Here is a 26868-nt window from a genome sequence, read left to right as displayed (position 1 = left end):
ATTCTCCTCCTAAACTCTTTACTTTAAACTCTCCTATCAAGTGATATTCCTGAGTTTGAACTAAAGAAATCCCTGCATGATGTTAATGAAACTTCACTTTCTTTTTTAGATACTTTTACACCTACTAAAAATCCCATATTCTCTATATTATTAACTAATTTTGTCTTTGCCATATCTACTATTTTAACAAATTTTTCTTCACATTTTAAATCTATGTCTATTTTTCTATCTAAAACCTTCATATATCCATCTATTGTGCCTAAATTTTTAGTATCAACTGTAACTACCATTTTTACATTTGTACTATCTATTTTTTTGCCTTCTTTTCTATTATCCTTAATTATTAGCTTACATGGATATTCTCTTTCTTTAATATTAACTGGAACATCTGCATAATAGTATTCTTCACTTATTTTATTAAACATCTTTATTTCATTTATATTATTTTTTATAATATCTATAACTTTTTCAGAAATTATAGACTCTCCCTTTAAAGTAGATATAATATCTTTAATTATTTCTTTATTATTTTCTCCACCTTTATTAATAGAAGCTTCTATTAACTCTTTTGATGGTATATTTAATTTATTATTAATGGATATATCAGATTTTATTATAGCATCTTTTATTGTAGTATCTTTAATAACTCCATCTTTAAGTAAATCACTTGTTTCAGTATTTTTAATTGAATCTTTATCTAAAGTTTCTTGGTACTTTAAATTTATAACATCCTTTAATTTTGAAAACTCCTCTTCTGTTAATGTTATTCCTTTTCCCATAGCAGTAGATAGTAATTTTTCTAATTGTCCTTTACTAAAGTCTAATGATTCTGTTACTCCTAATGATTCATTATTAGCTTTATTTAAATAATTATTAAACTCATCTACTATATTTTTAGCCCCAATTTCATTAAACTCAGCTATTATTTCTTTAAGCTTGCCTATAAATTCTTCTGGCTTTATTAAATTTATTGAGTTAAAAGTTCTATCAAATTCATTACTTGTAAACTCTACTCTTCTATTACTTAAGATTTCTTTTAATGAAGTATTAAGCAAGTCTTCTGCTTGACCTGAAATAGATTTAAGTAATGAAAGCATACTAACCTTAGAATTACCTGAATCACTTTTTTGATATAATTCATTCACTAATTTATTACTTATATTATTAACCTCTTGCCCCTTATTAGTTTCTTGACCATTACTAACTTTTTGATCAATATTAACTTCTTCCCCATTACTAATTTGAAGATTTTTTATATCTATTGCCTCTTCTATATCTGTAGTCTTAATATTTATATTATTTAACTTCAAATTATCCTTATTATGATTTGAATTATTAAGATTTAACCTATCTTCTAAAATTCCTTCTTTAAACTTTGGAATAGAATTAGAAATATCATCAAGTAATTTAGATATATTATTTTCACCTTTTAAAATATTATTATATCCCTTTATATTTTCTTTATTAAATTCTATATCATTTTCAAAAAATAATAAAATATCTTCTTTTGATAATGTCTTAAACTCTCCTAAAAATTCTTTAAGAATATTATTAATTTTTATTCCTTCTTCACTATTCTTGCTTATTCCTTTGCTCATTAAGTATTTTGATATAAACTCATCTATCTCTTTTGGATTAGCTTGTATCTTATCCGAAAACTGAATTAACCCCTTAATTTCTTTTATATTTTCTTTAGTAAGGGGGATTCCAAACTTTAACATAGACTTTAATAAGTTTGTATCTTCTTTGCTTAATCCTTCTTTCGAAATAATATTATTAAATTCACCTTGAGCTAACTCATCTCCAGAAACACTCTTAGCTATAACCTTTAATTTTAATTTTCCGTTTACAAAACCTTCAACTTGAAATCTTTGTAACCCATTATCTAATGATTCTATATCTCCATCAATTTCCGCTGAAAATTCCCAACCATCTAGCAGCTTTATAGTAACTTCATTTTTATCATCTTTGTTAATTATCTTCCCTGAAAATTTTTCACCAGAATCAAAGGTCAGTTTACTAGATATCCTTTTATTGTTTACATTATATGAATTACCTACATTAAAAACTCCTGGCATAATTTCACCTCATATACATCTATATTATTTATAATGTCGAATACTTTATACAAATTCTTAACATATATAACCTCAGAAAGCTTTATTTAAAATCCAAATTAATTTTCTTTTGGAAATAAGTTAGAAATAACTATATAATCTTTAGAAATTTTTACCTTATATGATATAAGTATAGAAATCAATGGAGGTTAAGAAATGAATAAAAAACTTTTTTCAAAAATAATAATTATATCTGTTATTACAATTTCATCAACCCTAGTATCTTGTCAAAATACTTCAAAAAAAATAACTATATCGGATAATACAAAAAACACAATTTCCTCTGAGGAAAATGAAATAAATCAAGCTATAAAAACTGGTGAGGAATATCTTAATGAAAATAATTTTGATGAAGCTAAAGAATATTTCAATAAAGCAATATCTCTAGATAAAACAAATAAGGACATATATTTAAAAATTAAGGATATCTATATGTCTCTAAATAGATTTGATGATGCCTATTTTATTGTAAAGACAGCACTAACAAACAATATAGATATTGAGAATATGAAATTAATTTTAAAAGATATTTCCTCTAAATTTGAATCAATAAACACGACTTTATCTATATATCAAAATACTAACTACACCTTACCTAACGAAGTTAAAACTGTAATTTCAGGAAATACAATATCACTTCCTATAACTTGGGATAACCAAGTAGTTGACTCTTCAACTACAGGCACTTTTATTTACGAAGGTTTTAATGAAGAATACGGTAGAAGGGCAAAAATGGAATTAACAGTTCTAGAAAATGTTTATGATAAGCAAATTGGATCTATAAATAAAATTTATACTTCTAATGGAAAAACCTATATAGATGTAGATTTAGTAGAATTATATTTAGACCCTAATGAAGCTTTAATTGAAGCCAAAAAAGATAATATGGCTGCTTATGATGAGGAAAAAGGAGAATACTTTCTTCCATTTAGCTACTATATAAGAAATAATAATAGCACTATAACTACTTACGAAGTTTCAAGAGATTGTGTATTCCAACTATTTTTTATTGATTTATTTGTCTTAGGTTATGATAGTGAATCAAATCTACCTGAACTAAATACAGTTTCTTATGAAACCTTCAAAAATTATATTGATATGATGTATAAAATGCACTTAGATAATAAGCAAGAATTAGGTGACAAAATAATAACTAATAGAACAACTTTATGCTGGGTTGAAATCAAAAATAACACTGTGTACTCTATATCTAGAAAATATTTATAAATTCTAAAATAAAGGAGACTTTACTATGAATAAAAAACTTATAAAATTAGCTATTATACCTATTTTTTTAATATTAACTACTTCATTATTTGCCTGCACTGACACGACAAAAAAAGTAACAGTTTCTAATGATACTCAAGGTGAAATTTTAGTAGAAGAAACTGAAGTTAATGAAGCTATTAGCAATGCAAAAAAACTTCTTGATGATGATAAATACGATGAAGCCAAGGCATATTTTAATAAAGCTATTGATCTAGATAAAACAAATAAAGATTTATATTTAGAAATAAAGGATATATATATGAACTCTAATAAACTTGATGATGCCTACTTTATAGTTAAAACTGCTCTAGCTAATGGAGTAGACAGTGAAAACATGAAAACAATAGCTAAAGAAATTTCATCTAAATTTGATGTAATTAAGCTTATAAATTCTGTTTATCAAGATTCAGAATTTAACCTACCTCAAAGTGTAATTACTGATATAAACGAAGAACAAATCTCACTTCCTCTAACATGGAATGTATCAAAAGTTGATACATTAAGTCCAGGTACCTTTAGTTATTATGGTACCAATGAAGAATATGGCCGGCAAGTAGAAATGAACCTAACAGTTTTAGAAAATGTTTATGATAAGCAAATTGGATGTATTAATAATATCTATACTATTGATGGAAAAACTTATATAGATGTTGACTTAGTTGAATTTTATCGTGGCGGAGAAGAATCTCTTAGGGAATTTCTCAAAGATAATAAAGATAAAGATAAGATAGATCTTCCTACTAATGATAAGGGAGAGTATTATGTTCCAGATAGTTATTATATAAGAAATAACTATGATAAATTAACCACCTATGAAATATCAAACAACTGTAGCTTTCAATTATTAAATCATGATTTTCTAGATTTGGGGATTAATGTTGCTCCACCTAAAAATTCTTCTATAACCGAAGTAGCTTCATTTAAAGATTTTAAAGATTATATTAATTTGCGAAAATCAATGGATATAAGAGATCCTGTTATAAAGGATGATAAGCCATTAACTAATAGAGGTACACTTTGTTGGATAGAATTAAAAAATGGATCTGCTTACTCTATCTATAGACAATACACACCTTAAGTTTATTCTTGTAATCTTAATTTTTAATGTATATGAAAGTATAAAAATTTATACTTTTAAAAATATGATTATATAATTTCTTTAAAACATCAATGTTTGAAATTTAGATTTAATTTATACTTTCTTCCTTCAGTTTTCAAGTGGACATATAAGTTATCATTGACTTAGAGCAAAGTGACGGAATAAGCAAATTTATATATGTCCACTTTTTTTATTTCTTTAGTATTACATTTATTATCAATAGTTTTTATGGCTCTATTTATTATTTACTAAATATTTAATATAATTATATTATAATATCCACATTAAGGAGAATATGTAATGAATACTCAAATACTTATTATCGAAGATGATAAATCTATAAATGATATACTATTTCATACTTTAAAGTCTGAAGGTTATTTACCTCATAGTGTCTTTTCTTTAAAAGAAGCTAATGATTTTTTAAGTACAAACTTACCTGACTTAATTTTATTAGATTTAAACTTGCCAGATGGAAGTGGTTTTGACTTATGTAAAGATATAAATGCTAAATATACTATACCTATTATAATTCTTACTGCCAAATGTGATGTATTTGATAAAGTTCTTGGCCTTGAACTTGGAGCTGATGACTACATTACTAAGCCATTCCATATAAAAGAAGTCATAAGTAGAATAAAGGTTGTATTTAGGCGTATTGAAAAGTCCTCTTCAAAAAATAATAAAAATTTTATTAATATAAATTCAAATATAAAAATTAATTTTAATAACAGAACTGTTTTAAAAAATGATGAAGTTATCCAACTTAAACCTAAAGAATATGAACTCCTTGAATTTTTTGTTCAAAACAGAAATAAAGTTTTTTCTAGAGAGCAACTTATAGATAATATTTGGGAGTTTTCTTATGATGGTGATATAAGAACTGTCGATATTCATATAAGAAGAATTAGAAGTAAACTTGATATAGTTGGACAACCATCAATAATTGAAACAGTATTTGGTATTGGATATATGATGAGGTAAACATGAAAATTAAATATAAATTTACTTTAATTATTACTCTTACAATTGTCTTACTTGGTATTTCATTAAATATATCTGTTAGAAAAATATTAAAAGATAATATGGAAAATACAGTTACTTCTTCATTAAAAGAAATAATGAAGAGTACCCGTGAATCTGTTAAATACACATTATCTGTAAGAAATTATCTTTATAAAGATAAAGCTTTATCTCAAGAAAGTAAATATTTAATGGAATATATCTCTTTAAACTATGATAGTAAGCTTCAAATATGTGATATAGATGGTAATGTACTTGCTTCTAATTTAGAAAAAGCTAATCCTGAATTTACTGAAAATCTTCCTCAAGTTAAATCTGGTAAAACTATTGTTGATATAAAATATAATAATAAAACCCTTACAGGAAAGCTTTCTTATCCAATAATAATTAATGAATCCTACATAGGTATAATAAATTTAAATAAAGACTATACCTATCTTTATTCGGATTATACTAAAGCAACAAATATATTAACTTTAATTGAAATAGTGTTAATCTTATTTATCTTCTCAATTTCATATTTCTTAACAAATAAGATAGTACAACCAATTACTTATTTAACTTTAGCTTCTAAAAAAGTTGGAGAAGGTGACTATAATGTTTCTATAGATTATTCAGGAAATGATGAAATTTCCATATTATCTAAAGAATTTATAAATATGAAATCTAAAATCCAAGAACAAATTTTAGATATTGAGCAGGAAAAAGAAAAGGTTGAAAAACTAGCCTTAAGTAGGAAAATATTTTTTGATACTGTTACTCACGAGTTAAAAACACCTCTTACCTCCATTATTGGCTATTCTGAAATGATAATAGAAAATATAGTGGATGATGAAGAATTTAAATCTCGTGCAATTAATCAAATACATTCAGAAAGTCAAAGATTAAATAAATTAGTCCTTGAAATAATAAATATTTCAAAGGGATTATCTTCTATAAATGAAAATTTCGTAGAAGTTGATATATGCTCTTTAATTAAGCAAGTATGCTTAGATATGAATATTAAAGCTGAAAAGTATAATTTAATAATTTCATTTATATTAGAGGATTCTTTTATATCAATTAAACAAAATAAAATAAAAGAGGTATTAATAAATTTATTAGATAATGCAATAAAATACTCCCTAGAAAACTCAACTATAATAATTAATTCATATATAATTGATGATTTCTATATAGTTGATATAGTTAACGAATCTCATCCAATTCCAAATGAAATATATGAACATATATTTGAACCATTTGTAAAGTCAACTACTTCGGATGATTTATATAGTACTGGTCTAGGACTTTATTTATGTAAGGAAATAATACAAGATCATAACGGTACAATTTTATTAGATAATGGTAATGAAATAATTACAACTATAAAGCTTCCCTTAATTACTATAAATTAAGTAGAATTTTTCAATAAAGTGCTTTTTAAACAAAATATTATTAAATATATTATTTACCTTTAATTGTTATATTTAATTAATCACTTATTAACTATAAAATAAAAAATAAATTCAGACGTACTTATTTTATTTAATCTAAAAGGCTATTAATAATTAATACTCTATCTAGAAATAATATTGCTAGATTTTCAGTATTTTATATTAATAGCCTTATTTTTATAATTTACTTATTCAACTACTATTTTATTATAATTTTTCTTTCCTCTTTTAATTAAAGCTGAACCATCTTCTAAATCTGATTCTTCTAAAGTTCTACTAACTTCAGTAACCTTTTCTCCATTTAGTGATAATCCACCTTGTTGAATTAATCTTCTTCCCTCAGCTTTAGATGGAACTATTTTGTTTTCAGCCATTATATCTAAGATAGTTGATCCTAACTTTTCTTTGCTTATAGTTACAGTTGGAACATTACTCATATCTACTCCACCTGAAAATAAAGCTTCAGCAGCTGTTTTAGCTTTATTAGCTTCTTCTTCGCCATGAACTAACTTTGTAACTTCAAATGCAAGACGCTTTTTAGCTTCATTTATAGCTGAACCTTCTACTGAACATATTTCTCTTACTTCATCCATAGGAACAAATGTTAATAATGATAAGCATTTTTCTACATCAGCATCATCAACATTTCTCCAGTATTGATAGAAATCAAATGGTGAAACTTTGTTTGGATCAAGCCATAAAGCTCCTCCAACAGTTTTCCCCATCTTTTGACCTTGGCTATTAGTTAATAAAGTACAAGTCATTGCCATTGATTGACCTTGTGCTTTTCTTCTAACTAATTCAACACCTGCAATCATATTTGACCATTGGTCATCTCCGCCTAATTGCATCTTACAATTATACTTTTGATTTAATACGTAGAAATCATATCCTTGCATTAACATATAATTAAACTCTAAGAAGGAAAGGCCTTTTTCTAATCTTTGCTTAAAGCACTCAGCAGAAAGCATTCTATTTACAGAAAAATGCACTCCAACCTCTCTTAAGAAATCTACATAATTTAAGTTTAATAACCAATCTGCATTATTTACTAATATAGCTTTATCATCAGAAAAATCTATAAATCTTCCCATTTGCTTCTTTATTGAATCAACATTATGTTGAATTTGTTCTTTTGTAAGCATAGATCTCATATCAGTTTTTCCTGAAGGGTCTCCTACCATTGCAGTTCCCCCACCAAGAAGTGCTATTGGTCTATGTCCTGCTCTTTGCATATGAGCCATAAACATTAATGCAATGAAATGTCCAACATGTAAACTATCAGCTGTTGGATCAAAGCCTATATAAAAAGTTATCTTCTCCTTTTCTAGCAATTCTCTAGTTTCATCTTCATGAGTAAATTGCTTTATGTATCCACGATCTAATAACTCATCTAAAACATTAGCCATTCTACGTAACCTCCTACTTTTATTACTTATTATAGTATATCTTTTAATTTAAATATTATCAACTGATTAAAGCTTAAAAAAGTGAACATATATAAGTTTACTTATTCCGTCGCTCCGCTCCAAGTCAACATAAACTTACATATGTCCACTTACAAACTGAAGGTAAGGAAAGTGGATAGTAAAAACTATCCACTTTTGAACCTTTGACATTTATGCTGCATATTTCTTTATAAAGTCTGGTAAATCTTCTTTGCAATCACAATTTAAATTTATAAATAAATTTAGATTAAATTTTTGAGAGAATTCCTTTAATTTCATAAACAGGTTTGTTGATTCTAAATTACTACACTCTACTATATTAGATAAAGCATCTATATATATATTTTCAACATCATAATTTTGAGATATAACTCCACAAAGTAATCCATAAAAGCTATCACAATCTATTACGCCTAATTCATTAGTATTTATAAACCTTATCTTTCTTCTAAGCTGCATCATGTATCTTGTATCATTATCAATGTAAACTGAATCCCCTTTTGCCTGGCTTAAACGTTCATTTGCAAGTTCTATTAATCTTTTAGTTTTACCTGACCCCCTACTTGCGCAAAAAACTTGAATCATTGGAATCCACTCCTTCTATATAAAATTTTTTATTCTCTTAATATATATATATTCTATCTTGTTGAAATTATTTACAATATTATATTTAAAAAAATAAAAAGATAGAGAATTCCTTTTAATCTCTATCTTTTTACCTAAAAAAGTGCGAACTCATTACTTTATTTTTACCTGCATGTTTTGCTTTATAAAGATACTTATCTGCGCAATTTATAACTTCTTCTAAAGTTTCTCCATCATAAGGATAAAAACCTACTCCAAAGCTTGCAGTAACATTTCTAACAATTCCTTCTTTTAAAACAAAGTTTCTAGACACTGCTTCTCTGATTTTATCTATTCTTTCATACACTCCTTCGGTGTCATTCATACAATCTATATATAATATTATTTCTTCTCCACCATACCTTGCAATTATATCTTGTTGATATAACCTATCTCTTATTATGTTTGCAGTTTCTATTAAAACCTTATCACCAAATTGATGCCCTAATGTGTCATTAACCCTCTTAAAATTATCTAAGTCAATCATAACTATAGCATACTTATCTACTCTTCCATTATCCAATCTTTCTTCTATAATTTCATAAAATGTCTTTCTATTATAAATTCCAATTAGTGCATCAAACTTCGCTGCCTTTTCTATTTTTTTATATAAAATAGAATTTTCTAAAGCAATTGCAATTTGACTAGCTATAGAACTTAAAAATATTTCATGAAACTCAGTTAAATAATTATAATGTGTATGATCAACAATTATATATCCTATGAATTTTTCTCCAACCTTAATTGGTACTCCCATTCTTGAGTGAATAAATATACCATTTAATTCATCTTTTACAATCGGTTCTTTTGAATTTACTATAAATGTTTTATTCTTACCTATGTTCCTCTTACACTCTTCTGTAAGCCCTATACTTTCCTTTGTTCCATTAGTAGCCTTTATTACAAATTTAAAATCTTCTAACAAGTATATAGTAGATTGTGTTACTCCTATAATTCCTATTATCATATCATTTATCATTTGTATTATATTCTTATTACTTAAATTTGAATTTATATAATTGCTAATTAATATTACATTAGAAAGCATATCAAGATTTTTTTCATATTGAACATTAACACAACTTAATTCTTGTATTTTTTCTTCTGTGATTTTCTGATAGCTTTCGTACTCTGACTTAAGTTGATGATACTTAACTTTATAATCGTCCATACTCCCTCCCTATTTCATCTTACATAGTATGAATCGAATCCAGACAATCTATAGATTAATATTACTTTATTTTCCTTTTAATATCAATAGCTTTTTCTTACTGAAAATTTTTTAGCTAAACTATTGTTATAGACTATCTTTAATTAAGCTGCTTCCCTCAATTATTAAGTTAACATTAACTTCTAAATCTGTTTTCGAAATAGGATCAGAGACTGCTGCTTTAGGATAGTATATATCCAAAAGTCTTTCAACCTCAAAAACATCTAAATCTTTTTCTTTATACTCATTAAATATATCTTCAAGATAATTTTCTATTTCCTTTGATTTAACCTCTTTTATATATTTCAACAATTCATTATCAACAATAAATCTATCTTGAGTTTCTGCAATTGATACTTTTACTTCTAAATTTTTAACTAACTTTATATTATCTCCATCTAATCTCAGTTTACTTTCTGTATTACTATCTAATACATCAAGAGTTATAAAACCTCTTTTGGATTGTGGATTTGACATTTCAAGGGTTCCTCTTTTAATCTTATTCATTAGTAAATTATAGCTCATAGCATCTTTTGCATCTATTCTTTCAACTAAAGTATTATCCTTTATTATAGCTCCTCCACCTATTTCTATTTTCTTGTCTAATGCATCATCTCTTATTTCAATTACTCCTACTATATATGTATCGCTAGCTGTTATTGAATTACTTAAGTAATCATTTATATTTGCTCTCATTGCTCTTGGGTTTCTTTTATTCTTATGAACTAATTCTTCTAAATATAACCCCAAATATTCTTCATCACTTGAAGTAACTTTTAATAAATCATCAACTTCACCAAAATATACAAATATATCTGGTTTAATTTGAAATTCTTGATTGTTATTTATTAAGTCTACATATTTTTTAATTCCTTTTCTAGCTGCTTTTTCTGTAAATATGTAAGCTCTATTTTGAGAATAATTTAACTCGTAACTAGAAGCTAAATTTACATCTCTTAATGCTTCTAAAGCCGTTTTCCCTACGCCCTTATATATTACTCTTTTTCCTTTATCTGAACTTTCATTAGTACTTCTATAAGGCTTTACACCGTCTACATAAACTATGGCTCTATCGAACTCATCTGTATCAAAAATAACACTTGTTGCAAAGCTTACCTTATTTATATCTCTATAATTAAAACATCCAACTAAAAATAAAGGAATAAAAAATATAGTTAAAATCTTACTTAATATTTTAATTTTCATTTTTAATTCCCCTTTTTTATTATATTCTTTGATATTTTTCCAAGACCACCTCTTAAAACTACGTCTTTAAATCTATATTCGTTTATGCTTCCAACTGGAAATAAAAATTGATATCCAACTGAATCTAATTCTGCTAATTGTATTAATAGTAATAAAGCTCCACATAAAAATCCTGGTATTCCAAATGCAGCTGAAAATACAACTAATATCAATGCCCAAAAGGATACTGCTCCATAAAGCTTTGGAATTAAGAAATATGATAAAGTACTTAATGCTACTACTATTATTGTTATTCTTGATGCAATACCAGCACCTACTGCAGCATCTCCTAAAATTAATGCTGAAACTATGCTCATTGCTCCACCTATCGGCTGTGGTAACCTTAAGCCTGCTTCTTTTATAAATTGAAAGGCAAGCATCATTAACATTACCTCAATAAATGTAGGAAATGGAACCCCCGCTCTAGATACTGCAAGCCTAAACATAAATAATGAAGGTATCATAGCAAAGTGATATGTTATTACGGCAACATAAAGTCCTGGTACTAATGTAGCTATAAAAAATGCGAACCATCGTAATATACGATTAAAATTTGTATAATATTTATTTAAATAGTAATCATCTGGCATTTGAAAATTTTCTAAAAAGAAGTATGGCGCCGTAATTACAAATGGTGTTCCATCAACAATTACTCCAACTCTTCCTTCTAATAATTTTGCACTAACTTCATCTGGTTTTTCTGTATAACCAACTGTATCAAAAAAGCTTTTTTGGTTTTTAAGGGCATCTTCTACATAATTAGTATCTAATATAAATCTTAAATCTAAATTATTTACTTTTTCCTTTATATTCTCTACTAATTCGCTTGGAGCAACTCCATCTATATAACATACAGCTACTGATGTTTTAGATTGTTCTCCTACTACTACTGCCTCAAACTTTAAATTAGGATTCTTAACTCTTCTTCTTATTAATGCAATATTAGTTACCATTAACTCATTAAAGCCCTCTCTTGGTCCCTTCAAAACCGATTCTGTCTGTGGGGTTCCAACACTTCTTACTGGAAAGCCTTTTGTTTCTACATAAATTATCTCTTGAAAGTTATCAAATATTAATATAGGATCTCCTGATAACACATGCATTATTGCATCGTCTATATCTTTAGCAATATCTGTTGCATTTATGTCTAATGCATTTTCTATTACTTCTTTAGGAGAATTAATACTTCTACTATTAGGAGTCATTTCTCCAAATCTCCTTAATGGTAAAACTACATATTCGCTTATCATAGCCACATTACATAAATCATCAATAAATACTACTGTAGCCTTTCCTATTACTGTTTGGATTGGTCTATACTTAACATCAAAAGAGTTCTTTAATTTCTCTTTTACATATTCTAAATTATTCATATACATCACCTGATTGTATTATTTGTTGAAAAACTGTTTAATATTCATTTTTTTGCTAATACTAAATAATGCACAAAATCAATGCATTAGTGAAAATCTTAATTGTTAAGTATTAAATATTCAGAAAGGTGATAAAGATGAATAAAATTTCTAGTAAACATTTTATATTATTTATAATTGGAGTAGCCCTTATATCTGTTAAAACATATCCATCTATATTTGTTGACATAGGGGGAAGAGATACTTGGCTTGCATCATTAATAGCATCTATAGCATTTATAGTTTTCTTAATGTATATAATTAGTGTTTGTAAAACAACAAAAACCTACGATATAAACGATATATTTTATCGTTCCATGCCTAAATGGATAGGTATAATTTTAATGCTTATATTTTTATTAACTTTATTTATAAATGCAATTGAAGCAGGTGCCGTAGAAGCAAATGTATTACATTCCACACTTTTTCTTGAAACTCCTGTTTGGTATGCATTAATTTTTTTCCTTCTTCCATCTCTTTTTATTTTTAATAAAAAGCTAAAAACTATCTTAATCTTTGTCTTAGTTAGCGTATTTATACTTATAGTAAATGGAATAATATTTTTTATCTTATCTCAAAGCTATAAGGATATAAATAATTTACTCCCTGTAATTGGAAACGGAATTTCTATGGAATTTATAATTTCAAGCTTTCTTGTACTTGGGGGATTTTCTTCCTTTATGATAGCCCTACCATTTTTAAAGTACATAGAAAAATATGAAAATATAAGAAGACATACTTTTTACGCTGGAATTATTACCTCTGCCTTGGTAGTTATATCAATGATAGGAGTAATAACAGCCTTTGGTCCATTAAGGACTGCAAATATCTTTTATCCAGAATTTATATTAGGTCAGAGAATTGAAGTTGCTGGTTTTTTAGAATTTGGAGAACTATTTTTTATAGTTCAGACAGTAATGGGATTTTTTGTAAAATATGTTTTATCAACTTATAGCATTCTATTAATTTGTGGGAAATATATGAAAAATAAGCGTATTTTTATAGGTATATATACATTTCTAATATTTGTTTTTTCTAATTTTTTAGGAATGAATAATTATATACTTTATGATGCTTTAAAGTATTTACAAATACTTAATTTATTTAGTTTTATTTTAATACCTCTTATAGTATTTTCTTCTTATTACTTTAAATTTAAGTCTATGGAGAAGTTTTCAAAAAATTCTAAATAATTTATAAATATTTTTATTATATCTTATTGAAATAATTATGATTTATGGTATAATTATTTTGAAAATTTAAATGATTAGGAAAAATCTCGATACATTCTCTATCCCTTAAAGTTCATAGTACACCTTAAGGAAGAAGATTTATCAAGTTTATCCCTATGAATTTTAAGGAGGATTTTAAAATGGAAGATAAGAAAATAATTTGTAAAGATTGTGGAAAGGAATTTGTTTTCACAGTTGGAGAACAAGAATTCTACAAGGAAAAAGGATTTGACAACGAGCCAGTAAGATGCCCTGATTGTAGAAGAGCTAGAAAAGCACAAAACAATAGAAGATAATTCTATTTCTAAAGACTAACCATTAAAGGTTAGTCTTTATTTTACGTATTTTTTTTGGAAATTTGCATAAACTAAGTATCTAGACCTATCATTACATTATAGGAGGACTTACTTAATGAAATTTCTAAAAATATTTTTTAATATATTTGTTTTATTCACATTAATTGCTTTAATATTTAAATTTTCAGTTTGGTCAATTAATATAATACTACTTCTATCTATGTTAGTATTATTTATTGACATTTTTTATGTAAAAGCTTAGATATTATTAATAAATAACATCTAAATTAAATTCTTGATTAATGTATTGGCATTGTAAAGATTTTTAATTTCTCCCTCTCTTAAAAATCTTTTTATATAAATTTAATATTTATCATAATTTAAATTAATCTTATAAACATGCTTCTTACCTAAATTTTTGCCTCTTTATAAAACCTCAAATTAATTCATTACCACTTTCATATTACATCAATATTGCTACCTATAGTATTAATAACTTTAATATTAATCCATCCTTATTGACATCATAATTTTCCAAATCTATAATTAAGAATATAGTTATGGTTATAAATGTTAGTATGCACAAATGAAAGGAGTGCTTTATTTGGAAAGTAATACGGAAAAAAAGAAGGTTATTTTTAGTGGAATTCAACCTTCTGGTCAATTAACATTAGGAAATTATTTAGGAGCAATAAAAAACTGGGTTTCTCTTCAAGATGAGTTTGATTGTTATTTTTGTGTAGTTGACTTACATGCAATAACTGTTAAACAAGAACCAAAGGATTTAAGACGAAGAACTCTTGAAGTTCTTGCAATATATATAGCAGCAGGTATAGTACCTGAAAAAAATACTCTATTTATTCAATCCCATGTTCCTGCTCATAGTGAATGTGCATGGTTATTGACCTGCAATACTTATATGGGTGAACTTAGCAGAATGACTCAATACAAAGATAAATCTCAAAAATATGGAGACTCAATAGGAGCTGGATTATTTACTTATCCAGTATTAATGGCTGCAGATATCCTTTTATATAATACAGACTTAGTACCAGTTGGGCAAGATCAAAAGCAACATCTAGAAATTGCACGAGATATTGCTAATAGATTTAACAATACTTATAGCCCAACATTTAAAATACCTGATCCTTACATTCCAAAGGTAGGAGCTAAGATAATGAGCCTACAAGATCCAAGTAAAAAGATGTCTAAATCAGATGATAATCCTAATTCATATATTTTAATTATGGATCCACCTGAAGTTATCAGAAAAAAAGTTTCTAGAGCTGTTACTGATAGCCTAGGAATTATAAACTACTCTGATGAACAACCAGGTGTTAAGAATTTACTTGATTTATTAATTGCAATTAAAGGATCAACACCAGAAGAACTTGTAGAATACTATAAGGATAAAGGTTATGCTGATTTAAAGAAAGATGTCGCTGACGCTATAGTTGGAGAATTAGAACCAATTCAAAATAAGGTTGAAGAAATCCTTAAGGATAAAAAAGCATTAGAAGATATCTATAAATTAGGTGCTGAAAAAGCAAATTATGTTTCAATGAAAACTTTAAGAAAAATGCAAAAGAAAATTGGGTTTATACCAAGAGGATAGATTAAAACTAGCATAAACAAAAAACTCCCAAATGGAGTCTTTTGTTTATGCTATTATTGATTTATAAAATTTACTTATTCCAATCTCCACTAGTTAAATACTGAATAAATGGTTCTCTAAGTTCTTCCCTCTTTAAAGCATACTCAACTGTTGCTTGTAAAAATCCAAGCTTATCTCCAACATCATATCTTCTTCCTTCGAAGTTATATGCATACATTGCTTCACTTTCTATTAATGTTTGTAATGCATCTGTAAGCTGAATTTCTCCACCTTTTCCTGGAGCTGTATTAGTTAATATTTCAAATATATGTGGTGTTATTATATATCTTCCTAATATAGCAACATTACTTGGAGCCTCATCTATAGAAGGTTTTTCTACTAGTTTTTTAACTTTATAAACTCTGTCTTCTATATGAATTCCATCTACTATTCCATATTTATTTACATCTTCATGAGCTACTGTTTGAACTCCTAATATAGAAGTCTTATACTCTTTGTAACAATCCATTAATTGCTTTAAACAAGGAACTTCTGAGTCAACAACATCATCACCTAATAAAACAGCAAAAGGTTCATTTCCAACAAAAGCCTTTGCACATAGTATAGCATGCCCTAAACCTTTAGGCTCTTTTTGCCTTATGTAATGTATATCAACCATGTCTGATATATCTCTTACAAGCTCTAAAAGATCTTCTTTATGATTTTTTTCAAGTTCCATTTCTAATTCTACGGACTTATCAAAATGATCTTCTATACACTTTTTATTTCTTCCTGTAATTATAAGAATTTCTTCAATTCCTGATGCTACTGCTTCTTCTATGATATATTGTATTGTTGGCTTATCAACTATAGGTAACATTTCCTTTGGTTGCGCCTTTGTAGCTGGTAAAAATCTAGTTCCAAGCCCAGCAGCTGGTATAATGGCTTTTCTTACTTTCATCTTTATCCCTCTCATTCATATATCTTTACATAATATAACCAATTATAATTTTAACATATCTACTTATATAAAACAAATTACATTTATTTAAGCTAAATTATTTTAGTATTCTAATAAACTATAATAATATTTAAATACATGCTTAATATTATTTTCACCTTATTCTTTATTAAAATACACTTTTATCTAATACCTTTTATAAAATTTATATATTTATCATGATTTATAGCAAAATTTCCAGATACCTTTTCTCCATCTTTTAAATTTTTAGTTACTACAGAGCCAAGGCTTACACTAACTTTATTCCCAAGAATTAATCCATTAGAAATAACTGCCCCTAATCCAACCCATGAATCATCTCCAATTATTGTTCTACCTCCAAAAGTTGTTCTTGATGCAATTAAGCATCTATTCCCAACCTTAACTCCATGTTCAATATGAACTAAATTATCTAATTTAGAATAGCTTCCTATTATTGTATTATCCCATGGATAAAGAGCCTTATCTATGCACCCATTATATTGAATTTCTACATTGTCTCCTATTATTACTCCTCCACAATGGTTAACATTCATTATTATCCCATCAGTTCTTTTATACTCATATCCTTCCCCACCTAGAACTACACCTGCTCTTATAATAGAGTTATCTCCTATCACTGTATTTTCTCTAATAACAACAAACTCTTCTATTTTTACATTATTCCCTATTCTCACATTTTTCTTACTTATAGATGCTAAATTATTTATCTCACATCTATCTCCAATAATAGTATCAAAATCCTCTCTCTTATATCCTCTAATATTAGAAAGCTTATTATGTAATTTAAAGTAATCCATCCTTGGATTTTTAGAAATTATTATACCATATGTATCTTTAAGCTTTTCCCCTATTTCCTTTGTTGTTATTAAACATGTGATTTTATCACTTAATCCACTTATATACTTTTCATTTTCTATAAAAGAAAGTAATTTTTCTTCACATACTGCAACAGCAAGGCCTAAAGAGGTAAATTCTCCATCTCTAAAAATTTCTAAATTTTCTACTAAATTAACAATTTCACTTAATAGCATAAGCTTTCCTCCTAAAATTTATGAATTTAACAATTAAGTTTCTCTTAAATATCAATCTCATTATACCATTATTTCTCTTAAGTTTTAATTTAATAATTTATTGAATAATTTCCTTCATCATGGTAATATAAAAAATATACATTTTAACATTTATTTAATAATAATATATTTTTATTATTAAACTATTATTAAATTATAAGTTTTGATAATAATTTGTTTTAAAACTAAATTTTGTTATCACTTTAAGTAAAGGAAGGTAAAAAGATGAAAAAAAGTACAAAAGATTCCATCGTTGTTGGTTTTGCTCTATTTTCAATGTTTTTTGGAGCTGGAAACCTTATATTTCCTGCTTTCCTGGGAAATAAAATAGGAAGTGAATTTTTATTAGGAATTATAGGTTTTATATTTACAGGAGTTGGATTACCACTTTTAGCTATCCTTGCTTGTTCTAAGTGCAATGGTACTTTTGAATCTCTTGCTGGAAAAATAAATAAAAAATTTGCTATTATTTTTACAGCTGTACTATTTACAGCTATAGGACCAATGCTTGGTATTCCTAGAACAGCTGCAACTACTTTTGAGCTTACAATAAATCCATTTTTCCCTAATATATCAGCATTTTGGGCAATGACAATTTATTTTGTAATAAATTTATTTTTTGTTTTAAAAAGTACTTCTATAATAGATGCAATTGGAAAATACTTAACACCTGCTTTAATAGTACTATTAGTAACTATTATTGTTAAGGGTACATTAATGCCTATAGGTCCCATATTAGAAACAAATGCTGTTTCTGTTTTTCCATCCTCATTATTAGAAGGATATCAAACTATGGATGCAATAGCGGCTCTTTTATTCGCTGGAATAATAACAAAGTCAATAAAAGACAAAGGATACAAAGAAACACAGCTTTCATCAATGATTTTAAAATCAAGCCTTGTTGCAGTTATAGGACTTGCATTTGTATATGGTGGATTAACTTACATAGGAGCACAAACTGTTGATTTAGCTCCATCTGACATAGGTAAAACATCCTTATTAATCTTAATATCTAAAAATGTCTTAGGCTCAATTGGTCCTGTAATAATCGGAGTTGCTATGGGTCTCGCTTGCTTGACAACATCTATTGGGCTATTAACTGCTGGTGCAACATTTTTTGAAAAAGTATCAAAAGGAAAGTTACCATATAAATTTAATGCTATAGTCCTAGCTATAATTAGTTTAGGTATTGCTACATTAGGAGTTGATAAAATAGTTCTTTTATCTGTACCTATACTTAATGTATTATATCCAGTTTCTATTACATTAATTGCAACTACTCTTTTATCAAAAGTTTTAAAGAATATAAGAGCTGTAAGACTTGGAGTATATACTTCACTAGCATTTGGATTATTATTTGCAATTCCGGGATTAAATTTAAGTTTTATTCCCTTAGGAGAATTAGGCTTTGGTTGGGTTATTCCAACAGTAATCTCAATTATAATAGGATATATTATATTTACTCCTAAAACTAAAGAAGTAATTCAATTAGATTAGTGTGAATAGTAATTTTACTTGCTCCCTCTCTTCGTTCCAAGTCGCCATAAAATTATTATTCACGCTTGTAGGACTAACCATCACTTCACTCTAAGTCGCTATAAAACTACTATTAACAATTAGAATACTAAAGGTAAGAGCTGTACTTAAAAAGTACAGCTCTAAATATTATAATAATTATGTTTTTTTCTTTTTTTGAATTTTATTAGTAAAAGATAAGAAAGTATTGATGAAATTACTATTATTCCTATTCTTATAAAAATTATCTCTAGATTACCTAATGTATAATAAAAATAAAATTCGTTGATTAAATTGCTTAAAATTGGTGCAAACAATACTCCTAAAAATGTAGCTAACATAAATTGAACTACTTTTTTAGGAAAATTAAACATTATGCCTTCATTCATATATTCAACTAACATCTTATTAGTTAATTTTTTTGCTATTAATATTAAAATTATTCCTGTTACTATAAAACTTAAAGATATACAAGTAATTTGAAGACTACTCATTTTATTTCCGATAGCTACACCTTGCAAGTATTCCGTAAGTCCATTATATACATATCTTATACCTCTAGTATCTGTTGAATCTATATAAGTATATAAGCCCGATTCAAAATTCATTAATAATGAAATTATATATACTCCTATAAATATCATTGATCCTATTAAATAATATATATTAGAAAAAATAGAATCTAATAAAGCTAGTCCACCAATAGTTATAATTGATATACTAATAATTCTAATTAAATCAACAATTATTACTTCTTTAAAGTTACCTATATAAGATATAATCTCCTTATTTTCAATAACACCTTGTCCTACAATAACTAAGTAAATAAGTATATAAACCAAAGCAGACATAACCACTATAACCAATTCTCTCTTTCTTATATCCATTCGAGAAAATGGTCCTGCTAACAAAGTAGACCACTTTTTTCTTTTAAATATTCCCACTGATATTATATAAATAACTATTAAGTATAATATTAAAGTAACTATTCCTACAAAGGGATAAATTAATTGGTTTATATTATTATTATAAAGTTTCTGTCTTATTGTCCAAGTGAAAAACTCGTTAATAATCATCTTATTAAATAAAAAAGCACCTATATAAGCTATAGTTAATGGAAGTATTATTTTAGCATCTCCCTGATAAAATAAGTCTTCACTTAAATATTTCTTCATAATCACACTTCCCCTCTAGCTTATGTATAAATACCTCTTCTAGGTTTAAATCAATTTCTTCTATAAATAATGGTTTAAATTTATTTATCTTTTCCTTAAAGCTATCATTATATTCTTCTGTTATAATAGTAAATACTCTTCCAACTTGAGAAATACTAAAGATCTCTTCTATATTCAAATCTTCTTCATAAACAGGCATATCAAAGGCAACTTGTAATTTTTTTATATTCTTCTTTATACTTTCTAAGGAATTATGATAATAAACCTTTCCATCATTAATAATAAGTATTTCATCGCAAATCCTTTCAAGCTCACCTAAATTATGTGAACTTATTATAACTGACTTTTCTTTGCTATAGACTTCATTCATTATTATTTTTAGAACCTTTTCTTTTAAAATAGGGTCTAAGCCTGAGGTAGGCTCATCTAAAACTAGAAGCTCACAATTTAATGAAAATGCAATCATTAAATTAACTCTCATTTTCATTCCTTTTGATAGTTGCATAAATCTTTTATTTAACGGAATCTTAAACACTTTGTTAATTTTATAAAATCTATCTTCATCAAAGTTAGGATATATACTTTTATAATATTTAATTATTTCTTTTAAAGTTATCAAATAAAAACTACTATGTTCATCTGGCACAAAAGCTATTTTCTTTTTTACCTTTGGATTATCATATACTTCCTCTCCATCAAAAAGTATACTTCCTTCTGTTCCCTTATAAATTCCAACTATTCCTCTAATTAATGAAGTTTTTCCTACTCCACTAGGCCCTACAACCCCTAATACTTTTCCTCTATCAAGTGAAAAACTTATGCTATCTAATATCTTGTTACCACCATAGTTTAAGGAGTAGTTCTTTAATTCTATCATCTTATATTCCTCCCTTATACTAGTTATTTAGATATTGTATTATAATAATCAACTACATATCCTTCTCCCTCATCAACAACTATTAAGTAAATCTCTATATTATTTTTTGATAAATCATAATCTTTATCTACTACAAGTTTATCTACTGTTCCATTAGACTTAACTAAAGTCTTGTCTACATTTTTATTATATGAACCTACTGCATCTAATTTATAATATCTAGTTTCTACTGGTTTTTTATAATTAGGTACACCATCATAGGAGGATTCATAACTTGTTATAAGATAATTTAAATCTTCTTTATTTATCTCACTTAATTCATAACTATAAAGTATAGGAACCTCACCTAAAATCCACTTATTCATATTATCTTCATTTATATATAGTCTATATCTTCGTGATATGCTTTCTAAAAACTCATTTGGAATTATATTATAATATATACTTCTATCCTTCACTACTTCATAACTATTAATATAACCTATGAAGTTAACAATTGCATCCTCTGGATTCTTATATCTCTCTTGCTTTTCATAAACCTTTGATTTATTTCCCATTGCCATGATAACTAAAAATACTACAATTATCCCACTTAAAGCTAAAAGTGTAGATTTCTTCATATAAAATCCCCCTAATTTATATTAAAAAAGTCGCCAATGCGAGTTTTTTTGAGCCGTCGACCTTAAATATAAAAATATAATTTCCTAAAGAGTAAAAAATACTAAGTGCGCTAATTGACATAGTACACTTAGTATTATATGGAATAAACTGTATTTATACAATTAATATTTTCTTAATATAATATTAAATTTGCTAAAAATATAATTAGTTTCAGATTACTTAAAACTCTTCGCATTGACATAAAAGTTTTTGATACGTATAATTATTACATTACAAATAAAGAAAATAATTTTGCTGGAGGGAGTTTCTTTAATGAATAATATAAAAAAAATATTATTTAAACAAATAAATATAATATATTGTTTAATTACGATTATGATGTTATCAACTATAGCAATAATTTCTCCTATAACTACAGAATTAAATATATTAATCTTATTATGGGCTGGAATTTATTTTATTTATGATTTTTTTAATAAAAAGTCATGTCTTAAATCAAGATATAAAAATTTTCTTATACTTTATATGGTAATTTTTTTTATAAGTATAATATTAAATTTTAAAAATAATCCTGTAGACAATATTAAAACATTCGTTTATACAGGTCTATTTCTTTTTGTTATTTATTCTTATGACGTAAGTAAATCAACTGATACAATACAAAAAGAACTTCTTAATTTTAATAATATCGTTATTACAATAAGTTCTCTTACAGGTTTTGCTTCATTACTTACATTTATATTCTTCATACAATTTACATATAATGATATTCCTCAGGGATTCGTATATCCAGATTCACCTGCGTTATGGGGATTTTATAGTAATCCAAACTCAGGTGGTATGATTGCTGTCTTATCTATAATTTTAACAGTAATTAATGTATATCTATATAAAAATAGAAAAGAAAAAAATAATTCAAAGTTACAAACTAAATACTATATATTTAATATAATAATTCAATGGCTATACCTTGTTTTATGTAACTCTAGAGGGGCTGCTCTTTCCTTACTAGGTACACTCTTATTTATTACATTTTATATATGCTATAATAAATTTAAGATTAAATTCAATAATTTAAAATCATTATTAATTGCTATAATTGCTACTGCTATTATTTTTATAAGCTATAATGTAACGCTATCTTTGTCTAAAGTTACATTATCTTACGTACCAAATTTAATAGAGAATTTATATTTAAATAATGATACTACTACGGATAATTCTAATACTAGCATTGTACTTGATAGAGAGATAGAAAGTGGTCATGTTTCTACAGGAAGAGCTGAAATTTGGACATATGGATTAAATACTCTAAAATTCAATCCTTTATTTGGACATGGTCCTAGTAATATAGGATTAGCTAAGCAAAAATTATATCCAAATGATACCTCTAGATACATAATTACTAACAATATGCATAATGGATATATTCAAATATTACTTTCAAATGGAATATTAGGTATGATTGCATTTGGGATATTCTTTATATTAATAGTTAAAGATTCATTAATTTTTGTATTTAATGATGATTTAAAAATGGACATTTCTCAAAGAAAAACTATATTTTTAATACTATTACCTATAGTATCTATATCAATCAATGGTTTATTTGAAAATGTAATTCTACTCACCCAAAGCTATATAACAACAATATTATGGTGCTATCTTGGTTATTTATCTCTTAATTTAGATAAATTAAAAAAATCAGCTTAAAAAATTATTATAAAAGCAATTTCTTATTATAAAAGCCACTATAATTAAGTGGCTTTTATAATCTTATCTTGAAATTTTTTTATTTTTTTCTTCTAATTTAGAACTTTTAATTATATAAAAATTAAATATTCCTAGTATAAATCCTAAGCCATAAGAAATATGTAATAATGGAAATGTAATTACTAAATACATAAAATATTTTAATGATTTAGAAAAAGAAATTTTTGCACTAAAAAATAAATCTAAAAGAATATATAATCCTAATATAATAAAATAACAACTTTCTATTATATTAGAAAAAATGCTAAGTATTCCACCAAAGACTAAAAATAACACAAACATTAATGGAATTAAATGTCTTATAGATGCTGGTTTTTTATGCTTTTGAATTACTCTAACCTTCCAAAATCCATATTGATAATACTGTCTCCATAATTTTTTAAAATCACCTCTACTATAATAAGTAGATTTTATTTTTGGAGATAATAAAATTTTTGCTCCACTTTTTTCTACCCTAAAGTTAAGTTCATCATCTTGATTTCTTACTAACTCTTCATCAAACAATCCAATTTCGTCAAGAAGACTTCTTCTATAAGCTCCAAATCCAACAGTATCTACATAAGTTTCTTTATCTGCATATCTAAACAAGGCATTTCCAACACCGAATGGACAGCTCATTGCCTCTGCTATAGCAGCTCCTTTAGTAGTCTCATTTATGGTTGTAATTACACCACCAGAGCATCCAACTTCACTATTTTCAAGAGCTATAACATTTTCCATAACAAATTCTCTATGAGCATAAGCATGTGCTCCAAATATTATAACTATATCAGATTTAGTGTATCTAATTCCTAAATTCATTCCTTTAGGTGCTGATAAACCTTCATTATCTAACATTACTACATTTTTATGTTTTTTCTCAAAATTTTTAACTGTATCTCTTGTACCATCTGTAGACATACCATCTGCTACTATTATTGTAAGTAACTCCTTTGGGTAACTTTGATTGATAAACGATTCAATACATTTACCTATATAATTCTCTTCATTTCTACATGGTATAATAACTGAAACTGTTTTATTCACAAATTCAACTCCTTAAATTCTTAATAACATATTAATCATTATATTGAAATAAAGCCCCCAAAAGGGCGCTTTAAATTATTTCATATCTGAGCTTGAAAAATTACATAATGGAAAATTTACTGGCATTCCTGTTTTTCTTGATTTATATGCTGCCAATATTATTGACAATGGCACTATTGCATCTTCTCCACTAACATATGGTTTTCTATTATTATTTATAGCATAAATCACATCTCTAAATAAAGGGGTATGCCCTTTTCCATATACACTATCTATTTCAACTTGTAAGTCTTTCTTTACTGTTTCTTCATCTTCCCCTTCAAACCTCCAAGTTTTAAGTTCATTAACAGCTAAACCTCCAATTACTACTGTTCCTTCAGTACCAAATATACTTAAAGTTTCTTCTAAATTTTTAGGATAAACTACTGCACTTCCTTCTATTATTCCAATAGCCCCATTTTTAAATCTAACTACTATAGCTCCAAAATCTTCGCCTTCAATTTTATTTCTATATGTGTCACATTCTGCATAAACTCTTTCAACTTCTGAACCTATCATCCATTGAAGTAAATCAATATTATGAATACATTGATTCATTAGAGTTCCACCATCTAAATCCCAAGTTCCTCTCCATGGAGCTTGCCTATAATAATTATCATCTCTTCGCCATAAAATTCTAGCAGTTCCATTCATTATTCTTCCAAGCTTATTATCCTCAACAGCTTCCCTTAACTTTTGGATTGGTTTATTAAATCTATTTTGATGAGCAACTGATAATTTAACATTATTTTTCTTTGCTACTTCTATCATTTCATTCGCATCATCTATAGACATAGCCATAGGCTTTTCAACAATAATATGCTTACCTTTATTCATGCAGTAAATTGCAATTTCTGCATGATATCCACTTTCAGTAGCAATAGTAACAACATCAATATCTTCTTTTTCAATCATATCTTTATAATCTACATAAGCTGTTAGATTTAATGAAGAATTACCCATTTTTGATAAGTATTCATCTCTTTTAGCTTCAGCAAGTTCTAATTTTACATCACATGTAGCTACTAATTCTGCAATATCATTATTCTCAAATAATCCTTCAACGTGCTTATATGAAATTCTTCCACAACCAATAATAGCAAACTTAAGTTTTTTCATTTTAATCTCCACCTTATATACATTTTATTACAGTTTTAAAAATTAACAGTATATCTAGTAAAATATTACTCTTCTCTATATACTCTAAATTTAATTTAAGTTTATCTTTCATTATTACATTTATATAATACTCTTCTGGATTATCTACTTTTCCTAATATTTCATTTTCGTCCTTATATCTTAACGATGCAAGATCAGTTATACCAGGTCTAACTTCTAAAACTTTTTTTTCTTCAGTAGTATAAAGTTCCACATATTTAGGCACTTCTGGTCTTGGTCCTACTAAACTCATATCCCCTTTTACTACATTAAACAATTGTGGAAGTTCATCAATCTTAAATTTTCTAAGAAATGATCCAATTCTAGTTATTCTATTATCTTTTCCAACAGTAATCTGTTTTCCTACTTTTTCAGCATCTGTTATCATTGTTCTAAACTTATAGATATAAAATAATTTTCCATTCCTTCCAACTCTCTTTTGTAAAAACATAACATCTCCATTAGAATCTATCTTTATTGCAATGCTTACTATTATCAATAAAGGTGATAATATTATTATTCCAAGTAAAGAAGCTATAAAGTCAAATATTCTTTTGATAATTCTATTAATACTTTTCATAATTCAATTCCTCGTCTATTTTTAAC

Annotated in this window: 24 protein-coding genes; 10 read left to right on the top strand and 14 right to left on the bottom strand. The window is 26.4% G+C overall.

Going from position 1 to position 26868, the window contains the following annotated elements:
* Positions 1-23 precede the first annotated feature (23 nt).
* Positions 24-2078 carry a hypothetical protein gene (locus ACZJV1_RS03675; protein ID WP_463651485.1) on the bottom strand — a complete coding sequence of 685 codons (2055 nt, stop codon included), beginning with the start codon at positions 2076-2078 and terminating at the stop codon, positions 24-26.
* Positions 2079-2273: 195 nt separating this feature from the next.
* On the opposite strand from ACZJV1_RS03675, the gene ACZJV1_RS03670 reads away from it, so the two are divergent.
* The 4 genes from ACZJV1_RS03670 to ACZJV1_RS03655 all read left to right on the top strand — a co-directional run bounded on the left by ACZJV1_RS03670 (position 2274) and on the right by ACZJV1_RS03655 (position 6905).
* Entirely contained in the window at positions 2274-3344 is a 1071-nt protein-coding gene (locus ACZJV1_RS03670; RefSeq protein WP_463651484.1) for an Ig-like domain-containing protein, read from the top strand.
* Positions 3345-3369: 25 nt separating this feature from the next.
* Positions 3370-4464, top strand: coding sequence for a tetratricopeptide repeat protein (locus ACZJV1_RS03665; protein WP_463651483.1), 1095 nt, complete (start codon positions 3370-3372; stop codon positions 4462-4464).
* 321 nt (positions 4465-4785) lie between these two features.
* Positions 4786-5469 (top strand): response regulator transcription factor, encoded by a 684-nt coding sequence (locus tag ACZJV1_RS03660; protein WP_460286231.1) that lies wholly within the window; start codon positions 4786-4788, stop codon positions 5467-5469.
* A gap of 2 nt (positions 5470-5471) precedes the next feature.
* On the top strand, positions 5472-6905 hold the full coding sequence (locus tag ACZJV1_RS03655; protein ID WP_463651482.1) for a HAMP domain-containing sensor histidine kinase: 1434 nt from the start codon (positions 5472-5474) through the stop codon (positions 6903-6905).
* A gap of 227 nt (positions 6906-7132) precedes the next feature.
* Here ACZJV1_RS03655 and tyrS read toward each other — a convergent pair whose 3' ends face one another.
* The 5 genes from tyrS to ACZJV1_RS03630 form a co-directional block, all read right to left on the bottom strand.
* Complete coding sequence (gene tyrS, locus ACZJV1_RS03650; protein ID WP_463651481.1) at positions 7133-8353, bottom strand: tyrosine--tRNA ligase; 1221 nt, start codon at positions 8351-8353, stop codon at positions 7133-7135.
* A gap of 210 nt (positions 8354-8563) precedes the next feature.
* Entirely contained in the window at positions 8564-8977 is a 414-nt protein-coding gene (locus ACZJV1_RS03645) for a hypothetical protein (RefSeq protein ID WP_463651480.1), read from the bottom strand.
* 130 nt (positions 8978-9107) lie between these two features.
* Positions 9108-10187 carry a sensor domain-containing diguanylate cyclase gene (locus ACZJV1_RS03640; protein WP_411169897.1) on the bottom strand — a complete coding sequence of 360 codons (1080 nt, stop codon included), beginning with the start codon at positions 10185-10187 and terminating at the stop codon, positions 9108-9110.
* A gap of 126 nt (positions 10188-10313) precedes the next feature.
* Complete coding sequence (locus tag ACZJV1_RS03635; RefSeq protein WP_460286227.1) at positions 10314-11432, bottom strand: Ger(x)C family spore germination protein; 1119 nt, start codon at positions 11430-11432, stop codon at positions 10314-10316.
* A gap of 2 nt (positions 11433-11434) precedes the next feature.
* Positions 11435-12844, bottom strand: coding sequence for a spore germination protein (locus ACZJV1_RS03630; protein WP_460286226.1), 1410 nt, complete (start codon positions 12842-12844; stop codon positions 11435-11437).
* A 137-nt stretch (positions 12845-12981) separates the two neighbouring features.
* Here ACZJV1_RS03630 and ACZJV1_RS03625 point away from each other — a divergent pair, with 137 nt between their 5' ends.
* The 4 genes from ACZJV1_RS03625 to trpS all read left to right on the top strand — a co-directional run bounded on the left by ACZJV1_RS03625 (position 12982) and on the right by trpS (position 16026).
* On the top strand, positions 12982-14076 hold the full coding sequence (locus tag ACZJV1_RS03625) for a GerAB/ArcD/ProY family transporter (protein ID WP_463651479.1): 1095 nt from the start codon (positions 12982-12984) through the stop codon (positions 14074-14076).
* A gap of 179 nt (positions 14077-14255) precedes the next feature.
* Positions 14256-14411 (top strand): zinc-ribbon domain-containing protein, encoded by a 156-nt coding sequence (locus ACZJV1_RS03620; protein ID WP_016207738.1) that lies wholly within the window; start codon positions 14256-14258, stop codon positions 14409-14411.
* Positions 14412-14526: 115 nt separating this feature from the next.
* Positions 14527-14673 carry a hypothetical protein gene (locus ACZJV1_RS03615; protein WP_411169892.1) on the top strand — a complete coding sequence of 49 codons (147 nt, stop codon included), beginning with the start codon at positions 14527-14529 and terminating at the stop codon, positions 14671-14673.
* A 342-nt stretch (positions 14674-15015) separates the two neighbouring features.
* Positions 15016-16026, top strand: coding sequence for a tryptophan--tRNA ligase (gene trpS / locus ACZJV1_RS03610; RefSeq protein ID WP_463651478.1), 1011 nt, complete (start codon positions 15016-15018; stop codon positions 16024-16026).
* A gap of 70 nt (positions 16027-16096) precedes the next feature.
* Here the strand turns inward: trpS and galU are convergent, their stop codons facing one another.
* On the bottom strand, positions 16097-16966 hold the full coding sequence (gene galU, locus ACZJV1_RS03605; protein WP_460286224.1) for a UTP--glucose-1-phosphate uridylyltransferase GalU: 870 nt from the start codon (positions 16964-16966) through the stop codon (positions 16097-16099).
* Between the two features lie 182 nt (positions 16967-17148).
* On the bottom strand, positions 17149-18039 hold the full coding sequence (locus tag ACZJV1_RS03600; protein ID WP_463651477.1) for a UDP-3-O-(3-hydroxymyristoyl)glucosamine N-acyltransferase: 891 nt from the start codon (positions 18037-18039) through the stop codon (positions 17149-17151).
* Positions 18040-18303: 264 nt separating this feature from the next.
* Here ACZJV1_RS03600 and brnQ point away from each other — a divergent pair, with 264 nt between their 5' ends.
* Complete coding sequence (gene brnQ, locus ACZJV1_RS03595; RefSeq protein WP_463651476.1) at positions 18304-19575, top strand: branched-chain amino acid transport system II carrier protein; 1272 nt, start codon at positions 18304-18306, stop codon at positions 19573-19575.
* Positions 19576-19736: 161 nt separating this feature from the next.
* Here brnQ and ACZJV1_RS03590 read toward each other — a convergent pair whose 3' ends face one another.
* Genes ACZJV1_RS03590 through ACZJV1_RS03580 form a run of 3 tightly spaced genes read right to left on the bottom strand, consistent with a single transcriptional unit; the run spans position 19737 to position 22265 of the window.
* On the bottom strand, positions 19737-20768 hold the full coding sequence (locus tag ACZJV1_RS03590; protein WP_463651475.1) for a hypothetical protein: 1032 nt from the start codon (positions 20766-20768) through the stop codon (positions 19737-19739).
* Positions 20749-21645, bottom strand: a complete 897-nt coding sequence (locus ACZJV1_RS03585; RefSeq protein ID WP_460286220.1) for an ABC transporter ATP-binding protein — start codon at positions 21643-21645, stop codon at positions 20749-20751. Before ACZJV1_RS03585 ends, ACZJV1_RS03590 begins: the two co-directional genes overlap by 20 nt.
* Positions 21646-21668: 23 nt before the next feature.
* Positions 21669-22265, bottom strand: coding sequence for a hypothetical protein (locus ACZJV1_RS03580; protein WP_463651474.1), 597 nt, complete (start codon positions 22263-22265; stop codon positions 21669-21671).
* 313 nt (positions 22266-22578) lie between these two features.
* On the opposite strand from ACZJV1_RS03580, the gene ACZJV1_RS03575 reads away from it, so the two are divergent.
* Positions 22579-23979 carry an O-antigen ligase family protein gene (locus ACZJV1_RS03575; protein ID WP_463651473.1) on the top strand — a complete coding sequence of 467 codons (1401 nt, stop codon included), beginning with the start codon at positions 22579-22581 and terminating at the stop codon, positions 23977-23979.
* A gap of 63 nt (positions 23980-24042) precedes the next feature.
* On the opposite strand, the gene ACZJV1_RS03570 is transcribed toward ACZJV1_RS03575, so the two are convergent.
* From ACZJV1_RS03570 to ACZJV1_RS03560, 3 genes are all read right to left on the bottom strand, one after another.
* A complete protein-coding gene (locus ACZJV1_RS03570; RefSeq protein ID WP_463651472.1) occupies positions 24043-25065 on the bottom strand; it encodes a glycosyltransferase family 2 protein in 1023 nt (340 codons plus the stop codon).
* A 75-nt stretch (positions 25066-25140) separates the two neighbouring features.
* The gene (locus tag ACZJV1_RS03565; RefSeq protein ID WP_463651471.1) at positions 25141-26223 is read right to left on the bottom strand and encodes a Gfo/Idh/MocA family protein; all 1083 of its coding nucleotides are present in this window, start codon (positions 26221-26223) and stop codon (positions 25141-25143) included.
* Positions 26224-26236: 13 nt separating this feature from the next.
* Positions 26237-26842, bottom strand: a complete 606-nt coding sequence (locus ACZJV1_RS03560) for a sugar transferase (protein ID WP_463651470.1) — start codon at positions 26840-26842, stop codon at positions 26237-26239.
* Positions 26843-26868 lie beyond the last annotated feature (26 nt).

The organism is Clostridium sp. LS3, from assembly GCF_055330225.1.
Note: the sequence above shows the minus strand (reverse complement) of the source record. Positions and strands in the feature narration are given on the sequence as shown.